Source organism: Streptomyces sp. NPDC045678, assembly GCF_056432085.1.
Genome location: NZ_JBWKJS010000004.1, coordinates 495033 through 512410 on the forward strand (window position 1 = coordinate 495033; position 17378 = coordinate 512410).

General features: G+C 72.7%; 10 protein-coding genes. 3 read left to right on the top strand and 7 right to left on the bottom strand.

Going from position 1 to position 17378, the window contains the following annotated elements; genetic code table 11:
- Positions 1-20 precede the first annotated feature (20 nt).
- Complete coding sequence (locus AC07DO_RS16805) at positions 21-959, top strand: AraC family transcriptional regulator (protein ID WP_479060308.1); 939 nt, start codon at positions 21-23, stop codon at positions 957-959.
- A gap of 30 nt (positions 960-989) precedes the next feature.
- Here AC07DO_RS16805 and AC07DO_RS16810 read toward each other — a convergent pair whose 3' ends face one another.
- Genes AC07DO_RS16810 through AC07DO_RS16840 form a run of 7 tightly spaced genes read right to left on the bottom strand, consistent with a single transcriptional unit; the run spans position 990 to position 8995 of the window.
- Positions 990-1751, bottom strand: a complete 762-nt coding sequence (locus AC07DO_RS16810; protein WP_479060310.1) for a thioesterase II family protein — start codon at positions 1749-1751, stop codon at positions 990-992.
- On the bottom strand, positions 1748-2545 hold the full coding sequence (locus AC07DO_RS16815) for an SDR family NAD(P)-dependent oxidoreductase (protein WP_479060312.1): 798 nt from the start codon (positions 2543-2545) through the stop codon (positions 1748-1750). Before AC07DO_RS16815 ends, AC07DO_RS16810 begins: the two co-directional genes overlap by 4 nt.
- A 49-nt stretch (positions 2546-2594) precedes the next feature.
- Positions 2595-3347 carry an SDR family oxidoreductase gene (locus tag AC07DO_RS16820; RefSeq protein ID WP_479060314.1) on the bottom strand — a complete coding sequence of 251 codons (753 nt, stop codon included), beginning with the start codon at positions 3345-3347 and terminating at the stop codon, positions 2595-2597.
- Positions 3344-4516: an enolase C-terminal domain-like protein gene (locus AC07DO_RS16825; RefSeq protein WP_479060316.1), complete on the bottom strand. Its 1173-nt coding sequence runs from the start codon at positions 4514-4516 to the stop codon at positions 3344-3346. The genes AC07DO_RS16820 and AC07DO_RS16825 overlap by 4 nt, the downstream gene beginning before the upstream one ends.
- A complete protein-coding gene (locus AC07DO_RS16830; protein ID WP_479060318.1) occupies positions 4513-5331 on the bottom strand; it encodes an alpha/beta fold hydrolase in 819 nt (272 codons plus the stop codon). Before AC07DO_RS16830 ends, AC07DO_RS16825 begins: the two co-directional genes overlap by 4 nt.
- An 11-nt stretch (positions 5332-5342) precedes the next feature.
- Positions 5343-6962, bottom strand: coding sequence for a thiamine pyrophosphate-binding protein (locus AC07DO_RS16835; RefSeq protein WP_479060320.1), 1620 nt, complete (start codon positions 6960-6962; stop codon positions 5343-5345).
- Positions 6959-8995: a CoA transferase gene (locus AC07DO_RS16840; RefSeq protein WP_479060322.1), complete on the bottom strand. Its 2037-nt coding sequence runs from the start codon at positions 8993-8995 to the stop codon at positions 6959-6961. The genes AC07DO_RS16835 and AC07DO_RS16840 overlap by 4 nt, the downstream gene beginning before the upstream one ends.
- A gap of 573 nt (positions 8996-9568) precedes the next feature.
- On the opposite strand from AC07DO_RS16840, the gene AC07DO_RS16845 reads away from it, so the two are divergent.
- Entirely contained in the window at positions 9569-12319 is a 2751-nt protein-coding gene (locus AC07DO_RS16845; RefSeq protein WP_479060324.1) for an acyltransferase domain-containing protein, read from the top strand.
- 169 nt (positions 12320-12488) lie between these two features.
- Positions 12489-17351 carry a type I polyketide synthase gene (locus AC07DO_RS16850; protein ID WP_479060326.1) on the top strand — a complete coding sequence of 1621 codons (4863 nt, stop codon included), beginning with the start codon at positions 12489-12491 and terminating at the stop codon, positions 17349-17351.
- Positions 17352-17378 lie beyond the last annotated feature (27 nt).

Below are 17378 nucleotides of genomic sequence, written 5' to 3' on the forward strand. Positions count from 1 at the left end.
CCTACGTCTACGCTTCCGCCATGGACGTACTCGCCGGACTGCTCGAGGGCCCGCGCGCCCGCGGAGCCTTCATGATCCGCGCGCTCTTCGACCCGCCCTGGTCCGTCCGCATCGCCGACGAGGCGCCCCTGTCCGTCATGGTCATGGCGCGCGGCGACGCCTGGATCACCCCGGCGGACGGCGGGCCCGCCCAGCGCATCCGCCCCGGCGACCTCGCGATCGCCCGCGGCCCGGACCACTACACGTGCGCCGGGGAACCCGCCACCCCGGCCTTCGCCGAGATCCTGCCGGGCCAGCGCTGTGTACCGCTCGACGGAGCCCCCGTGGCCCGCTACCGCGACCTCGGGCCGCGCGCCTGGGGCGAACGCCGCGACGGCTCCGTGGAGATGCTCATCGGCACGTACCAGATGCGGGGCGAGATCACCGGACGGCTCCTCGACGCGCTGCCGCCGCTGCTCGTCCTGCCCGGCGAGGTGTGGGAATGCCCGCTCACCCCGCTCGTCGCCGACGAGATCGGCAAGGAAGAGCCGGGCCAGGCCGTCGTCCTCGACCGGCTCCTCGACCTGCTCCTGATCGCCGCCCTGCGCGCCTGGTTCTCCCGCCCGGAGGCGGAGGCGCCCGCCTGGTACCGGGCGATGGGCGACCCGGTCGTCGGCCGCGCCCTGCGCCTGCTCCAGGACGACCCGGCCCACCCCTGGACCATCGCGGACCTCGCGGCGAAGACGGGCGTCTCGCGGGCCGCGCTGGCCCGGCGGTTCGCCGAGCTCGTGGGGGAGCCCCCGATGACGTACCTGACGAACTGGCGCCTGGCGCTCGCCGCGGACCTGCTGCGCGACACCGACCTGACGATCGGCTCGATAGCCCGCCGCATCGGCTACGGCAGCGCGTTCGCCCTGTCCGGCGCGTTCAAGCGGGTCTACGGGATGAGTCCGCAGGAGCACCGGGGGAGTGCGGCGTGATCGGGGATCCGAGTTCCCCGAGCGCCGGTCTCAGGATGATGTGACGGACAGCTGCTCGGCGATGGCGCCGAGCACCAAAGCCTGGTGCTTCAGCAGGTAGAAGTGGCCGCCGGTGAGGATGTCGAGCTCGAACGGGCCTTCCGTGTGCTCGGACCAGGCCCGGGCCTCCTCGGGGGTGACCATGGGATCGCTGTCGCCGATGAAGGCGTGGACGGGGCACCGCAGCCTCGGCCCCGGACGGTAGCGGTAGGTTTCCACGGCCCGGTAGTCGCCGCGGACGGCGGGAAGGGCCGCCCGCATCAGCTCCTCGTCGTTGACGACCAGCTCCGAGGTGCCGTCGAGGGACCTCAGCTCGGCCAACAGCTCATCGTCCGGCAGCAGATGGACCGTACCCCCTTCCCGCTGGTGGGACGGCGCGGGCCTGGCCGAGACGAAGAGTGCCTCCAGGGATACCCCCGCACTCTCGAACCGCCGGGCCAGTTCGAAGGCGAGGGTGGCGCCCATGCTGTGCCCGAAGAGCGCGACCGGCTCGTGAACACGCGCCCGCAGTACGGGGAACAGCTGGTCCGCGAGCTCGTCGAGATCCTCCGGGGGCTTCTCTGCGCGGCGGTCCTGCCGCCCCGGATACTGCACCGCGAGCACGTCGCACCCGGGCGCCAGCGCGGCGGCCACGGGGTGGTAGAACGTCGCGGAGCCACCGGCGTGCGGCAGACACACCAACTGGGGTGCCGTGGGACGCGCGGCGCGGTACTGCCTGATCCACACGTCACTTCGGGTGTCCGTACCGGTCATGAGCGCCGCTCTCCTTCCGCTTCGGTGGTACGAGGGGCCGCCGCGCCGGCCGTGACGCCTCCGTCGACCCCCAGGGTCTGCCCGGTGACGTAGGCGGCGAGGGGGCTGAGCAGCCAGGCGACCGCGTTGGCCACCTCCTCGCACCTGCCGAGGCGGCCCAGCGGGGCCCGGCGCGCTCGCAGCGCCAGGGCGCCGGCGTCGGCGTACAGGCTGCGCAGCATGGGGGTGTCGGTCGAACCCGGGCTGACCACGTTGACGCGGATGCCGTCGCCCGCGTATTGCAGGGCCACCGACTTGCTCAGGCCGATGACGGCGTGTTTGGTGGCCGAGTAGAGGGGGCTCTGGGCGTGGCCGATGTGCCCGGCCACCGACGCGCAGTTCACGATCGCGCCGCCGCCAGCCGTCAGCATGGCCTCGATCTGTCCGCGCATGCACGACCAGACGCCGCGCAGATTGGTGGCGATCACACGGTCGAAGTTGTCGGCGGTGTCCTCGTGCAGCGGCCCGAACGCGCCGAAGGTCCCGGCGTTGTTGAACGCCCCGTCCAGCCGCCCGAACCGGTCGACCGCCCGGCCCACGCACTCCGCCACCTGCTTGTCGTCGCCGACGTCGCAGGGCACCACCAAGTGGTGCGAGGAGGGTAGTCCGGCGGCTGTCTCCGTGAGGGCCGACGCGGTGCGGCCCACCAGGACGACGCGTGCTCCGTGCCCCACGAGGAGCCGGGCCGCGGCCCGGCCGATGCCGCTGCCCGCTCCGGTGACCATCACCACGCGGTCGGTGAGTTCCAGACTCATCGTTGTTCCAACGCTCCGTCCCTGCTTGTCGGATGTGCGGTTCGCCGTGTCAGATGTGCAGTCCGCCGTTGACGTCGACGACCGTGCCGGTGGTGTAACCGGCGTCGTCGCCGCAGAGATGGCAGACCATGCCCGCGGCCTCGGCGACGCTGCCGAAGCGGCCGGCGGGGATGTGGCTGACCCGGTCGGCGGTCCACTGCGCGGGCTTGTCCTCCCAGGCCCGGCGGATGCGTTCGGTGCCGATGACGCCGTGGGCGACCGCGTTCACCGTCACACCGTGCGGGGCCAGTTCGTAGGCGCACTGCTTGGTGAACCCGATGACACCCGCCTTGGCGGCGACGTAGGCGGCGTTGCTGAACCGGGTGTACGTGCGACCGGCCACGGACGCCAGGTTGACGACGCGGCCCCACCCCGCCGCGACCATCGCCGGGACGCACAGCCGGGTCACGGTGAACACGCTCGCCAGGTTGTGCGTGACGGCCTCCTGGAGGTCGGCCTCGGTCAGTTCGGTCACCGGGCGGGCCCGGGTGTCGCCGCCGACGCCGTTGACCAGGACGCCCGGCCGGTGCCGCGGGGCGAGCGAGTCGACCGCGGACGCGAGGGCGTGCGGATCGGTGACGTCGACGACCAGCGGGTCGCGGGCCAGCCCGTCGCCGAGTTCGCCCGCGACCCGGTGCACCGCGTCGGCGTCCTTGTCGAGCAGGACGACGCGCAGGCCCCGGGCGGCCAGGCCGCGGGCGACCTCCGCGCAGATGCCGCTGCCCGCTCCGGTGACCAGAGCCACATCGCGCTGTGCCGTCATGTGTTCCTCCGCCAGCCGCCGTCGGGCTCCCAGGTGGCCGCGCACCGGGTATGTCGCAGCAGTTCGTCGGTCGGTTCGACCCCGGTGCCCGGGCCGGCCAGCGGCCCGACCCGGTGCAGCGACCGGTCGACGGCGAACGCCGGCCGGGTCAGGGGGGTGGGAAACCACTCGTCGGCCCGGCCCGACTCGACCGTCCGCCACAGGTCCCACGTGGTGGCCAGGGTCCGCCCGGCCGCCCACAGCGGCCCCACCTCCGCCACGTGCACGCCGAGCTGGCAGCCGACGCCGAGTTCGTCCGCGCGCAGCGCCAGACGGGCCGCGGCGAGAAAGCCACCGCATTTCGACAGGCGTACGTTGATGTGGCTGGCGGCCCCGCTCGTGGCGGCGGTGTGCAGGTCGGCCGGTCCGGTGCAGGACTCGTCGAGCATGACGGGCAGCCCGGTGGCCTGCCGCAGCCGGACCAGTTCGGGCCAGGACCGCGGCGGGAGAGGCTCCTCCACCCACTCCACGCCGTCCAGTTCGCCCGCGGCCTTCTCCGCTTCCTCGACCGTCCAGGCGCCGTTGACGTCCAGGGAGACGCGGGTGCCGGCGGGGAGGCGGTCCCGGGCCGCGGCCAGCCGGTCCACCGCTCCGGCCGGGTCCGCCACCTTGATCTTCACGTGCCGCAGTTCCGCCAGCGCCCGCGGGGTGAGCGCGTCCAGGACGGACGCGACGTCGCGGGAGAGGTGGATCACGAGGCTGACGTGCGTCGGTCCGTTCCGCCGTACGCGGGCGGGCGGGTCCAGGACGCGCAGGACGTCGGCGAGCGGCCGGGAGAAGCGCCGGCACACGGCGTCGAGCAGCGCTGTCTCCACCGCGGCCGCCGCCGACGGCCCGTCGACGAGCTCGGTCGGCGGCAGCCGGTCGATCGAGGCGACGGCGCTGTCGAAGTCCCGCCAGTCGATCCGCTCGGCCAGCTTCCCGGGGTCGCAGGCCTGTACCGCCCGCACCGCGCCGTCCAGCGTCTCACCGGTGACGTAACCGCGGGGCGCCCCTTCTCCCCAACCGCGGGCGCCCGCCAGCTCGATCTCGACCAGCAGGGATTCCGCGCTGCGGCGGGAGCGCGTGGCGTGGTCGAACGCCGCGGCCATGGGCACGACGGCGGTGTGTAGCCGTACACGACGGATCATGTGTCCTCCTTCAGCCGTGTGGCCAGCCAGTCCCAGTACGCCGTCCGGGCCGCCGTGAACTCCACGTAGTGCCGGTCCGTGGCGAAGACCTCCTCGTGCACGGCGGACGTCAGACGGCGCAGCACCGCCCGCGCGGCCGGCAGGTCGATGATCGGGTCGTGCGCGGGGAGGGCCAGGTCGACGGGGAGCCGGGTACGGGGCGTCCCGGCGGCGTAGTGGTCCTCCAGGTGCACGAGCGTCGCCTGTGTGGCCGAGGTGACCTCCCGCAGCATCAGCGGGTCCGCGGCCAGGAACTCCCGGTAGCGCGGCAGGTCGGTGTAGTCGTCGTCGGCGAGCCCCACGGGCCGCGGCGCGCCGCCGGTGAGCGCGCGGCGCGCCGCGAGCGCGTCCGCCGTGTGGCGCGCCCGCTGCTGCCCCAGCGCGGGCGCGCACAGGACCAGTCTGCGGACGGGCAGTTCGCGGCTGCACCACAGCGCGGCCAGCACGCTGCCGCCCAGGCTCTGCCCCAGGGCGACCGGCCCGGCCCCGCCGGTCCGTGCCGCCACGGCGTCGACGGCGCGCGCGTAGTCGTCGAGGACGAGGCCGGCCGAGGGCAGGTGACCGCGGGGGCCCTCGCTGCGGCCCGAGCCCCTGCGGTCCAGGGCGTAGACGTCGATGCCGCGGGCGTTGAGCTCGGGCCCCGTCTCGTACAGCCAGCCCGCGTGGCTCTGGATGCCGTGGATGTAGAAGACGGCCGACGTGGCGCCGGGCGTGGTCCAGCGGTGCAGCGCGAGGCCGGTGCCGTCGGCGGCGGTCAGCATGCTGGTGGTGGGCATGGCCTGTCCCCTCAGTACCGGACGAGATTCACGTCGGGGTCCAGCCGGACGTCGACGAGCAGCGGGCCTTCGAGCGTCGGCAGCACATCGCCGACGGCGTCGAGTTCCTCCGCCTTGCGGACGGTGAGGGCGCGCGCGCCCATCGCCGTCGCGAGCCCGGCGAGGTCGGGCCAGGCGAACGCCGAGTACGCGGGGTCGTAGCCGTGGTTCCTGAGCTTGTAGTGCTCGGCTCCGTACGCCCCGTCGTTGAGTACGACCACGACGAGTGGCAGCCGGTGCCGTACCGCCGTCGTGAACTCCGACAGGTGCATCATGAAGCCGCCGTCCCCGACGGCGGCGACCACGGGCCTGCCGGTGCCGGCCGTCGCCGCGCCGATCGCCCCGGCGACACCGAGCCCGATCGAGCCGAAGCCGCCCATGACGGTGAAGTGCAGCGGGTCCGTCACGCGCAGATACGGCCAGACACCCACGTCGAAGCGGCCGATGTCGCTGACGACGGTGCGCTCGGCGGGCAGGATCCGGTCCAGCCGGATCATCGCCGTCCGGATGTCGACGGTGTCCGCTCCGCCGCGGTCGTCGACGTCGTCCTGCGGCGAGAACCCGGCCAGTTGTCCGGCGACGCGCTCGGCCCAGGCACGGTTGGCCGCGGTGACTCCGGCCTGTTCCAGCAGCGTGTTCATGGCCTCAGCCGTGCGGCGGGCGTCCCCGGCCACGGGTTCGTCGACGGGGGTGTACGAGCCGAACCGGGCGGGATCGGTGTCCACGTGCACGACTCTCCTGCCGCGGAACAGTTCGCCGTTGAGCGCGGTCCACATGTTCAGGCTCGCCCCGAACGCGATCACGCAGTCCGACTCGGCGATGACCCCGCTCGCCACGCTGTGCGCGAGCGAGCCGAAGACGCCGATGTCGCGGGGGTGACCGGCGAACATCTCCTTGCCGAGCACGGTGGTGGCCAGTGCCGCTCCGGTCCGGTCCGCCAGTTCCACCAGGGCCTGCCGTGCGCCGGCGGCGGCCGCACCGCGCCCGGCGAGTACCAGCGGCCGCTTGGCCGAGCCGATCAGCCCCAGCGCGCCGTCCAGCGCCTCGGGTTCCGGGGCCGCCAGGGGGCCGGGCGCCACCGGGAGGGCGATCGGCGCCTGGTCGCCCGCCTCCGCCTGCATGAAGTCGATCGGCACGTTGAGTACGACGGGTCGCCGCTCGGCCACGATGCGCTGGACGGCCCGGTTCAGGTCGGCGACGAGTGATGCCGGTCCGTGGACGCGTTCGTAGCCCGCGCCCGCCGCGGCCGTGACCGTCGCGATGTCGAAGTGGTGGAAGTGGGTGGGCACCGGCGGCGGATCACCTGTGATGAGGAGGACCTGGCTGTGGCTGCGGGCCGCTTCCACCAGTGGGGTCAGGGCGTTGGTGAACGCCGGCCCGTGCGTCACGGAGGCCACGCCGATGCCGCCGGACATGCGTGCGTGCCCGTCGGCCATGGCGACGGCGCCCGCCTCGTGGGCGACGGACACGAACCGTCCGCCCGCGTCGGCGAAGGCGGGCAGATAGAGCAAGTTGGCGTTGCCCATCAGACCGAAGACGGTATCGACGCCGTGTGCGGCCAGCGCGTCGGCAAGCGCGTGGAAAACCTTCATTGCTCTCCCTCGGTCGGGGCGGGCCCGCGCCAGGTGGGATCGTTCTGGTCGACGGGCGCGCGGGTGGGTGGCGGGTCCTCGCGGAGCAGGGAACGCAGGTGATGGCCGGTGATGAGCACGGTGGTGCCGGCGTGGTCCTGGGCGACGGCCATCCGCCGGGCGCGGACCTGGGGGTGCCGCACGGCGTGGGTCAGGTCGTGCAGCGGGGCCGCGGGCACGCCGGCCGCGGCCGCCGCGTCCAGTACGGCGGCGACGGGCACTTCGGCTCCTTCGGTGCCCGGTAGCGGCCCCTCCGCGTCGACGAGGACGGTGCCGTCCGCCGCCCGGACCAGTCGAGGGGCCGGGGCGGGTGCGGACGGGAACCAGTGGTCCTGGGTGAGCCAGACAGCGCTGTCGAACAGTGCGACGTCCGCGGTGCATCCGTGCCCGGTGCGCAGACGGACGTAGGTGGACACGACGGCGGCGGCAGCGGCCAGGTAGGCGCCGAGGACGTCGGCGCTGGACACCGGCGTGCGCAGCCCTTCGCCGGGGCCTCCGACGAGGTGCATGATGCCCGACTCGGCCTGGATCACGGTGTCGACGCTGCGGTCGGCGGCGGCCAGGCCGTGGCCGGTGACCGTGCAGTGCACGACGCCGTGCCGGGACACGACGTGCTGGGGGGCGAGGCCCTGCGCGGCGAGTGTGTCGGCCGCGAGGTTGGTGAGCACGATGTCGCACCCGGCGAGCAGCCGGTCGAACTCCGCCCGGTCCTCGGCGTCGGTGAGGTCGAGCCGGCAGGAGCGCTTGCCCGCGTTGTTGACGTAATACAGGTAGCCGACTCCACCCACCTGCTGGGCGAGCCGTCGGGACCCCTCGCCGTGCGGCGGCTCCACCTTCAGGACGTCGGCGCCGAGTTGGGCCAGCAGGCGGCCCGCGTGCGGTCCCGCAGTGTACGAGCCGATCTCCAGCAGGCGGACGCCTGCCAGCGGGGGAGCGCCGCGCGCGATCGGCTCCCAGAGGCGGCCCTGCCGAGGCATGGGGCCTTCGGTGACGGCGGGTATCAGAGAGTGCAGGGGGCTGCCCGGCGTACCGGACGGGCGGGCGACCAGGCCGCGCCGCCCGGCGGCGGCCCCGTCGCGGACCTCCTCGGGTGCCGCGACCTGGGCGCAAGGGATGCCGGCGGCCCGCAGGGCGGTCACCACGTCGGCGGCCGGCTGCCCGGCGGTCCACTTGCCGAGGATCTCGTCGAGTGCGTCGGCGTTGCGGACGCGGGCCGCGGTGTCGGCGAAGCGCGGGTCGTCGGGAAGGTCCCTCCGGCCCATGACCGCGGCCAGCCTGTGCCATATCGGCTCGCCCATCGTGCAGATGACGACGGGGGCGTCCTGGCACGCGTAGCTGTTCCAGGGGGCCGCCATGCCGTGCCGGTTGCCCGTGCGCCGCGGCGGGCGGCCGGTGAGCGCCACGCTCGGCAGCAGGGTGCCCGTCAGGGTGAACAGGCTGTCGAACTCGGCGATGTCCAGGTAGTCTCCGCCGCCTCCGCGCTCCCGGCCGACGAGCCCGGCCGCGACGGCGATCAGGCCGGACAGGGCGGCCGTACGCGAGGCAAGGCCCACCACGGAGAGGACCGGTGGGTCGCCTTCCGCGCCGGTCGCCGAGGTCAGACCGGCCAGCGCCTGGAGGGTCCGCTCGGTGGCCGGGGCGTCGCGCAGCGGTCCGGTGAGCCCGAAGGCGCTCAGCCGCACGGTGACCAACTCGGGGTGACGGTCGAGGAGTTCCCCGGCGCCCAGCCCCAGTTCGGCGAGCCGGTCGTCTCCCTCCGCGTCGCACACCAGCACATCGGCCGTCTGCAACAGGCGCGTTGCCTGGTCCCAACCGGCCGCCGAAGGTGCGGCGGAGAGCGTCCGGCGCTCGAACGGGGCCTCGGGGGAAGGGGATTGGCCGAGCGGTACGACACGGGCCCCCAGGTCCGCGAGCAGTCTTCCCAGCAGCGCGGCTGACGTGCCGCGGCCGGCCAGGAGCACGGCGATGCCCTCGAACGGCCCTGCCCTTGTCATGGAATTCCCCCTCGCACCGCCCACCGGGCCGGGTGTCGGTCGTCACCGCTGATTGGTCGTGGAAGTCGGCCGTGATCCGGCATGGATGTCGGCCGCGATGCGACCGCCAGGGAAATCGCGCCGACGCCGCCCGCATTCGCGAAGGCTCTGGTCGGCAGTCCCGATGCGCCATTAAAGCGCTCAAGATCCGTTCGGCGCCGACCGTATCACCGAGTCGGCGGAAAATCATCGCCCGGTCACGCTCGGGATGCGGCAACCCAGCCCGGCGCACAAGGGGTGAGGGAGTCGTTAACAGTCAAACTGAGATTTTGCAGAGCTCCATGTTTGCCCAGACGTTCTTTTGACAAGGGGCCACACAGGCAAGCCGGTTCAGTGGCAAATATCCGGATTGGTACCACGTAGATCCGTGATCCTGATCACACGACGCCTGGTTGACGGGTGAAATTTGGGGCTGGCACAGTGATCACGAGCTTCCATCCGCAAGGTGCTTGAATAACGGTTCCGAAATTTTCGGCAATTCAAAGGAGACTCACGGGGGATGTCTTTCTTCGCTTATCGCTGCCGGATGAAACAATGACGGGTAGCCCTATTCCGGCCCCGTTCCCACAGCCGTCCGAGCCCCTTGCGGGGCGATCCGAACGGCAAGCAGAGCAATCCGAACGGCAAAACGACCCCATCGTTCTCATCGGCGCGGGACACCGTGCCCCGATGGCGGAAGCCGTACGTGCCGCCATCGCCCGGACGGGCATCGACCCGGCCGTCCTGCGACACGCTCGGCCCACCGTCGTCACCGCGGCGAACCCGGGAGCCGCCGGCCGGCTCGCCGCCTCCCTGCGCCTGACCGGGGCCACGATCTCCCTCGACACCAGCGAGGCACCCGCACTGCTCGCCCTCCATCTCGCCGCCCAGGCCCTGCGCGCGGGAGACGCCACGTACGCGGTGGTGGGCGCCGAACTCCCCGAAGATTCCTGCGCGTTGATCCTGGCCAGGCAGTCCGCGGCAACCGCCGCGGGAGCCACGCCCCAGGCACTCGTCCGCGCCACGTCGGCGTACCGCGCCACCGCACCCGACGACCGCGCCACCGCACCTGACGATCGCGCCACCGCACCTGATGACCGCACCACCGCATCTGACGACCGCACCACCGCACCCGACGACCGTGGGGTTCCGGACCACGAAACGCCGCACGTCACCGGCCTCCTGCCGCACGACGTCACCCGGGCCCCGGCCGAGGGCTTCCCCGGCCTGCTGGCAGTCCTGCACGACGACACGCTCCCGCGACCCACAGCGGTCACCGAGCACGGCAGCGACGGCACCACCGCGCTCGTACTCCTCGACCATCCCCAGGACACCGCACCCGCGACTCCGCTGCCCTGGGTGGTCTCGGCCCCCCACACCCGCGCCCTCCGGGCCACGGCCGCGACCCTGGCCGTCCACCTCGACGCCGCACCGTCCGCACCCGCGGACGTCGCCCACACCCTGCTCACCGCCCGCCCCGACCGCCGACGCGCCGCCGTCATCGGAGCGGACCGGGCCACCCTCACCGACGGACTGCGCGCCCTCGCCACCGGCGCCGACGCACCCCACCTCGTCCACGGCACCGCCACCGGAACGCCGCGCCCCGTCTTCGTCTTCCCCGGCCAGGGCTCCCAGTGGCCCGGCATGGCGGCCGAACTCCTCGAAACCAGCGAGCCCTTCCACGACAGCGTGCACGCCTGCGCCGACGCACTCGCCGAGTTCGTCGACTGGTCGCTCCTCGACGTCCTGCGCCAGGCACCGGACGCACCGCCCCTGCGCCGGGTCGATGTCCTCCAGCCCACCCTGTGGGCGACGATGGTGTCCCTCGCCGCGGTCTGGCGCTCGCACGGAGTGGAACCCGCCGCCGTCGTCGGCCACTGTTACGGCGAGATCGCCGCCGCACAGGTCGCCGGCGCCCTCGACCTGCGTGACGCCGCTCGTCTGCTCGCCCACCGCAGCAGGGCCTGGCTCCGACTGGTCGGCAAGGGCACCGTGATCTCCGTCGCCACCTCGGGACAGGACATCATCCGGCGCATGACCGCCTGGCCCGACTCCGCCGAACTGGCCGCGATCAACGGCCCGCGTTCAGTGGCGCTCGCAGGCCCGCCCGACGTCCTGGACGACATCGTCGCCGACCTCAACGGCCAGGGCATCCACGCCAAACGCATCCCCGGCGTCGACACCGTCGGGCACTGCTCCCAGGTCGAGGTGCTCCGCGACCACCTGCTGGACGTACTGCGCCCGGTCTCGCCCCGCCCCGCCACCGTGCCCTTCCACTCCACCGTCGACGGAGCCGAACGCGACACCACGACGCTGGACACCGACTACTGGTACCTCAACACCCGCAGCCAGGTCCGCTTCCACCAGGCGGTGCGGAACCTGCTCGCCGCCGGACACCGCTCGTTCGTCGAGGTGAGCCCGCACCCGCTGCTCGGCGCCTCCATCGAGGACGCAGCGGCCGAGCTCGGCATCCACGACGTGGCCGTCGTGGGCACCCTGCGACGCGGCCAGGGCGGCTCCCGCCGGGTCCTCACCTCGGTGGCGGAGGCGTACGTCCACGGCATCGACGTCGACTTCACGCCGGCCCTCACCGGCACCACGCCCAGGCACGTCGACCTGCCGATCGTCCACGAACACGGCGCCGAGGATCACGGCACCGAGGCCCCCGGGACCGACGGCGGCGAGACATGGGCCGACCGCGTCAGGGCACTCCCGGACGAGCAGCGCACCGAAGCTCTGGTGGACCTCGTGTGCCGCACGGTCGCCACGGTGCTCGACGCGGACCCGACCGACGGGGCCGGCCCCGTCGGCGCCGTCGGCCCTGACATGGCGTTCAAGGAGATGGGCCTCGGCTCACTGAGCGCCGTCCGGCTGCGCAACCGCCTCCGCGACACCACCGGCGCCCACCTGCCGGCCACCATCGCCTACGACCATCCCACCCCGGCCGCGCTGGCCCGCCACCTGGCGACGACACTCTTCGACACGCCGCACACGACGGGCGCCGCCCCCGGCAGCCCGGCGCCCCGCCCCGGCCCCGAGCCGACCGACGCGGAGACCGCCCTGCTCACCGCGCTGGAACAGGCCGACGCGGCCCTGGAACGGCTGCGGACCCCACACGACCGCCCACCCCGGCAGGAGACCGACCGGCGGATCGAGGAGCTGCTGAAGTCCCTGACCGACAGGGCCAGGCGGATGCGGCACGCCGGGCAGGCCGACGACCTCGACGCATCGGCCACCGACCGGTTCGCCGCAGCCACCGACGACGAGATGTTCGCGCTCCTGGAGGAACGTTTCGGCATCTCCTGAGCCGAGACGGCCTCTAGCCCCCTTGGCACCCCGCACCCCCCACGCCGAAACGTTTCTTCACCCCCCGGGCATCCGTACGCGCCCCTGCCACGCCGTTCCCGCACGACCCCGAACCTCGCGCATCTGCGGGCCAGTCCGCTGTCCCCACAGTCCCCGAAGGCGGCAACCCATGGCACATGAAGACAAGCTGCGCCACCTCCTGAAGCGTGTCAGTGCTGAACTCGACGACACCCGGCGCCGGGTGCATGAGTTGGAGGAGGGCGAGCGCGAGCCGATCGCGATCGTGGGGATGAGTTGCCGGCTGCCCGGTGGGGTGGGCAGTCCGGAGGAGTTCTGGTCGTTGCTGGAGGCCGGGGCGGACGCCGTCTCGGAGTTCCCGCAGGACCGGGGCTGGGATGTGGAGCGGCTGTACGACCCCGACCCGGACGCCCCCGGGCGGTCCTACGTCCGCGAGGGCGGGTTCCTCGACGATGCGGGGCAGTTCGACGCGGCCTTCTTCGGCATCTCCCCGCGTGAGGCACTCGCGATGGATCCGCAGCAGCGGCTGCTGCTGGAGTGTTCGTGGGAGGCGATCGAAAGGTCGCGGATCGACCCGAAGTCCCTGCACGGCAGCCGTACCGGTGTCTTCGCCGGCTCCAACTGGCAGGACTACAACACCCTGTTGCTGAACGCCGAAGAGCGGTCCCAGAGCTATCTGGCCACCGGCGCCTCCGGCAGTGTCCTGTCCGGTCGCATCTCCTACGCGCTGGGCCTGGAGGGCCCCGCGATCACCGTGAACACGGCGTGCTCGTCCTCCCTGGTCGCCCTTCACCTGGCGGCCCGTGCCCTGCGGGCGGGGGAGTGCGACCTCGCCCTGGCCGGCGCCGTCACAGTCATGTCCACACCGCAGCTTCCGGTCGCCTTCTCGCGCCAGCGCGGACTCGCCCTCGACGGCCGCTCGAAGGCCTTCGCGGCTTCGGCCGACGGCATGGGCTTCGGCGAGGGTGTGGGCGTACTGGTCCTTGAGCGGTTGTCGGTGGCGCGGCGTCATGGGCGTCGGGTGTTGGCGGTGGTGCGGGGTTCGGCGGTGAATCAGGACGGTGCGTCGAACGGTCTGACGGCGCCGAATGGTCCGTCGCAGCAGCGGGTGATTCGGGCGGCGTTGGCGAGTGCGGGGTTGGGGTCGGCTGATGTGGATGTGGTGGAGGCGCACGGTACGGGGACGCGGTTGGGTGATCCGATCGAGGCGCAGGCGTTGTTGGCGACGTATGGGCAGGGTCGGGATGCCGGGCGTCCGTTGTGGTTGGGGTCGGTGAAGTCGAACATCGGTCATGCGCAGGCTGCCGCGGGTGTGGCGAGCGTGATCAAGATGGTGCAGGCGATGGGGGCGGGTGTGCTGCCTCGGACGCTGCATGTGGATGAGCCGTCGGGTGAGGTGGACTGGGACTCGGGTGCGGTGCGGTTGCTGACCGAGGAGCGGGAGTGGCCGTCGGGGACGGGGCGTGTGCGGCGGGCGGGTGTGTCGTCGTTCGGGATCTCCGGGACGAATGCGCACGTGATTCTTGAGGAGCCGCCGGCGGGGCTGGTGGAGGAGGTTTCCCGGCCGGAGGCTGCGTGCGTTGACGTGGTGCCGTGGGTGTTGTCTGCGCGGTCGGCTGAGGCGTTGCGGGCGCAGGCCGCTCAACTCGCGTCGTCTGTAGGTGGGTTGTCGCCGGTGGATGTGGGGTGGTCGTTGGCGTCGACGCGTGCGGCGTTCGAGCACCGGGCTGTGGTCGTGGGCCGGGAGCGGGAGGAACTGCTCGCTGGTCTGTCCGCCGTGGCCGAGGGGCGCCCGGCGTCGAACGTGGTGGCCGGGTCCGTCGGTTCCGGTCGGCCCGCCTTTGTTTTCGCTGGTCAGGGGAGTCAGCGGTTGGGGATGGGCCGGGGGTTGTATGAGCGGTTCCCGGTGTTCGCCGAGGTTTTCGACGAGGTGTGTGAGCGGGTTTCTCCGGGTTTGCGGGGGGTGGTGTTCGGTTCGGATGCGGGTGAGTTGAACCGGACGGGGTGGGCGCAGGCGGGGTTGTTCGCGTTGGAGGTGGCGCTGTTTCGGTTGTTGGAGTCGTGGGGTGTGCGGCCGGGGTATCTGGTCGGTCATTCGATTGGTGAGTTGTCGGCGGCGTGTGTGGCGGGGTTGTGGTCGCTGGAGGATGCGTGTCATGTCGTGGCCGCGCGGGCCCGGTTGATGCAGGGGTTGCCGTCCGGTGGGGCGATGGCCGCTGTCCAGGCCTCGGTGGAGGATCTCAGCGGTTTCCTCGGTCACGATGTCGTGGTCGCGTCGGTGAACGCGCCGGGGCAGGTCGTGATTTCCGGGCCTGAGGCGGGTGTGGAGCGGGTGAGGGCTGCCTGTGGGGTGCGTTCGCGTCGTCTGGCGGTCTCGCATGCGTTCCATTCGCCGTTGGTGGAGCCGGTGTTGGGGGAGTTCCGTAGGGTTTTGGAGTCGGTGGAGTACCGCACTCCGTCGTTGCCGGTGGTCTCCAACGTGACGGGTAGCTGGGTGGATCCTGTGGAGTGGGGGACGCCGGAGTACTGGGTGCGTCAGGTCCGTGAGCCGGTGCGTTTCGCCGATGGTGTCGCCGCGTTGCTCGAGGCGGGTGTGGGGACGTTCGTCGAGCTGGGGCCTGCCGGATCGCTGACCTCGATGGTCACCCATTGCGCGGAGAGCGCGGACGTTTCGGTGACCGCTGTGCCCACCCTGCGCCCCGACCACGACGAGTCGCGGACCGTGCTGAGTGCTGCGGCATCCCTGTATACCGAGGGCCACCCGGTCGACTGGTCCCCGCTCTTCCCGCAGGCCCGCACCGTCGACCTGCCCACCTACCCCTTCCAGCACCAGCACTACTGGCTCGACGTACCTCCCCTGTTCACCGCTTCCTCACCGGCCCAGGACGACGGCTGGCGGTACCGCGTCGACTGGCGGCGGCTCGGCACGAGTGATTCCGGAGCCCGGCTCTCCGGCCGCTGGCTGCTGCTGGTGCCCGAGACGGACGGGACGGTGCCGTGGATGGAGGAGGCCGAGAAGATGCTGGCCGAGCGGGGGTGTGAGGTCGTCGCCGTGCCGATCGCGGCGGCAGGGGACCGGGCCGCGATGGCCGAGACCGTGCGTGCGAGCACCGGGGACGGCCGGATCGAGGGTGTGCTCAGCCTGCTGGCGCTCGACGGGCTCCCGCATCCCGACGCGCCGGCGGTGCCGACGGGGTTGGTCGCCACGGCGCACGCCGTACAGGTCTGCGACGAGCTCGGCATCGGTCCGCTGTGGGTCGCCACGCGGCGGGCGGTCACCGTCGACGGGTCGGACGGGTCGGACGGGTCGGACGGGTCGGACGGGTCGGACGGGTCGGACGGGGCCGATGGGGCCGAAGGGTCGAACGGGGCCGATGGGTCTGATGGGGTCGATGGGTCCGACGGGCCCGCCGATGCCGCGCAGGCCGCCGTCTGGGGGCTCGGCCGGGTCGCCGCGCTGGAGAAGCCCCAACTGTGGGGCGGTCTCGTCGACCTGCCCGCACGTACGGACGAACGCATGCGGGACCTGGTCGCCCGGGCCCTCACCGCGCCGGATGGCGAGGACCAGCTGGCCGTGCGGGCCGACGGCGTCGCCGTACGTCGCCTGGTGCGCTCCGCCGTACCGGCCGGGACCCACGACTGGCAGCCGAGCGGCACCGTGCTGGTCACCGGTGGCACCGGAGGCGTCGGAGCCAACGTGGCACGGTGGCTCGTCACCCAGGACATCCAGCACCTGTTGCTGGTCAGCCGGCGCGGCCCGGACGCCCCCGGAGCCGCCGAGCTGCTGGCCGAACTCAACGCCTCCGGGACCCCCGTGACCATCGAGGCCTGCGACGTCACCGACGCGGAGGCGGTGCGGCGGCTGGTCGGCGCAGTACCGGCCGAGCGGCCGCTGAGCACCGTCGTCCACGCCGCGGGCGTACTGGACGACTGCCTGATCGACGCCCTGACCCCGCAGCGCCTCGCCGCCGCACTGGAGGTCAAGGCACAGGGCGCGCTGAACCTCCACGAGGCGGCCGGGGACGCCCACTTGGTGCTCTTCTCCTCCCTGGCCGGAACCACCGGAACCAAGGGGCAGGGCAACTACGCCGCCGCCAACGCCTACCTCGACGCCCTGGCCGAACGACGGCGTGCCGACGGACTGCCCGCCACTTCGGTCGCCTGGGGCGCCTGGCAGGGCGCGGGCATGGTGGCCGATGCCGCCGTCGCCCACCGCACGCGCCGCTACGGCCTGCCGCTCATGGGCCCGGACCGCGCCATCGCCACCCTGCGGCAGGTCATGGCCGAGCCGGTGGCCACACAGGTGGTGGCGGACGTCGACTGGCAGCGGTTCGTCGCCGACTTCACCGCGGTGCGCCCCAGCCGGCTCCTCGCCGACCTGCCCGAGGCGCGCTCTCTCGGCGAGCAGCGACAAGACGGTCAGGATGAGCTGGGCGGACACGGCGGACACGGCGGACACGGCGGACGCGGCGGACGCGGCGGACGCGGCGCACAGGACGTCGATCTGGCGAGTGAGCTGGCGGCCCTGCCCGAAGCCGACCGCCGCCGGGCCGTTCTGGACCTCGTGCAGGAACTCGTCCTCGGCGTGCTGGGCCATGAGACGCGGGCGGCGATCGGCCCGGACAGCTCCTTCCACGCCATCGGCTTCGACTCGCTGACCGCCGTCGAACTGCGCAACCTGCTGGCCGTACGCGTCGGATTGAAACTTCCCGCGACCCTCGTCTACGACCACCCGACCCTGGCTTCGCTCGCCGACCACCTGCACGAGCACCTGTCCGTCGACGACGGCCAGGTGACGGACACCGTGGACGGCCTGCTCGCCGAACTCGACGCGTTCGCGGCGAAGCTCGCCGCCGCCGCGCTGGACCCGGACGCGCGTGCCGGCATCGGACGCAGACTCAAGGACATGCAGGCCGCCTGCGAACCCAGGCCGGAGTCCTCGCGCGACCTGAAGTCCGCCTCACGCACCGAAGTACTCGACTTCCTCACCAACGAACTCGGCATCTCCCGCTAGCCAGTTGACCGACCACGACGGCCGGCG

Coding starts and splice junctions, on each gene's coding strand:
- AC07DO_RS16845 (WP_479060324.1), top strand. CDS start 9,569: ATGACGGGTAGCCCTATTCCGGCCCCGTTCCCACAGCCGTCCGAGCCC.
- AC07DO_RS16810 (WP_479060310.1), bottom strand. CDS start 1,751: ATGACCGGTACGGACACCCGAAGTGACGTGTGGATCAGGCAGTACCGC.
- AC07DO_RS16850 (WP_479060326.1), top strand. CDS start 12,489: ATGGCACATGAAGACAAGCTGCGCCACCTCCTGAAGCGTGTCAGTGCT.
- AC07DO_RS16815 (WP_479060312.1), bottom strand. CDS start 2,545: ATGAGTCTGGAACTCACCGACCGCGTGGTGATGGTCACCGGAGCGGGC.
- AC07DO_RS16830 (WP_479060318.1), bottom strand. CDS start 5,331: ATGCCCACCACCAGCATGCTGACCGCCGCCGACGGCACCGGCCTCGCG.
- AC07DO_RS16835 (WP_479060320.1), bottom strand. CDS start 6,962: ATGAAGGTTTTCCACGCGCTTGCCGACGCGCTGGCCGCACACGGCGTC.
- AC07DO_RS16805 (WP_479060308.1), top strand. CDS start 21: ATGGACGTACTCGCCGGACTGCTCGAGGGCCCGCGCGCCCGCGGAGCC.
- AC07DO_RS16840 (WP_479060322.1), bottom strand. CDS start 8,995: ATGACAAGGGCAGGGCCGTTCGAGGGCATCGCCGTGCTCCTGGCCGGC.
- AC07DO_RS16820 (WP_479060314.1), bottom strand. CDS start 3,347: ATGACGGCACAGCGCGATGTGGCTCTGGTCACCGGAGCGGGCAGCGGC.
- AC07DO_RS16825 (WP_479060316.1), bottom strand. CDS start 4,516: ATGATCCGTCGTGTACGGCTACACACCGCCGTCGTGCCCATGGCCGCG.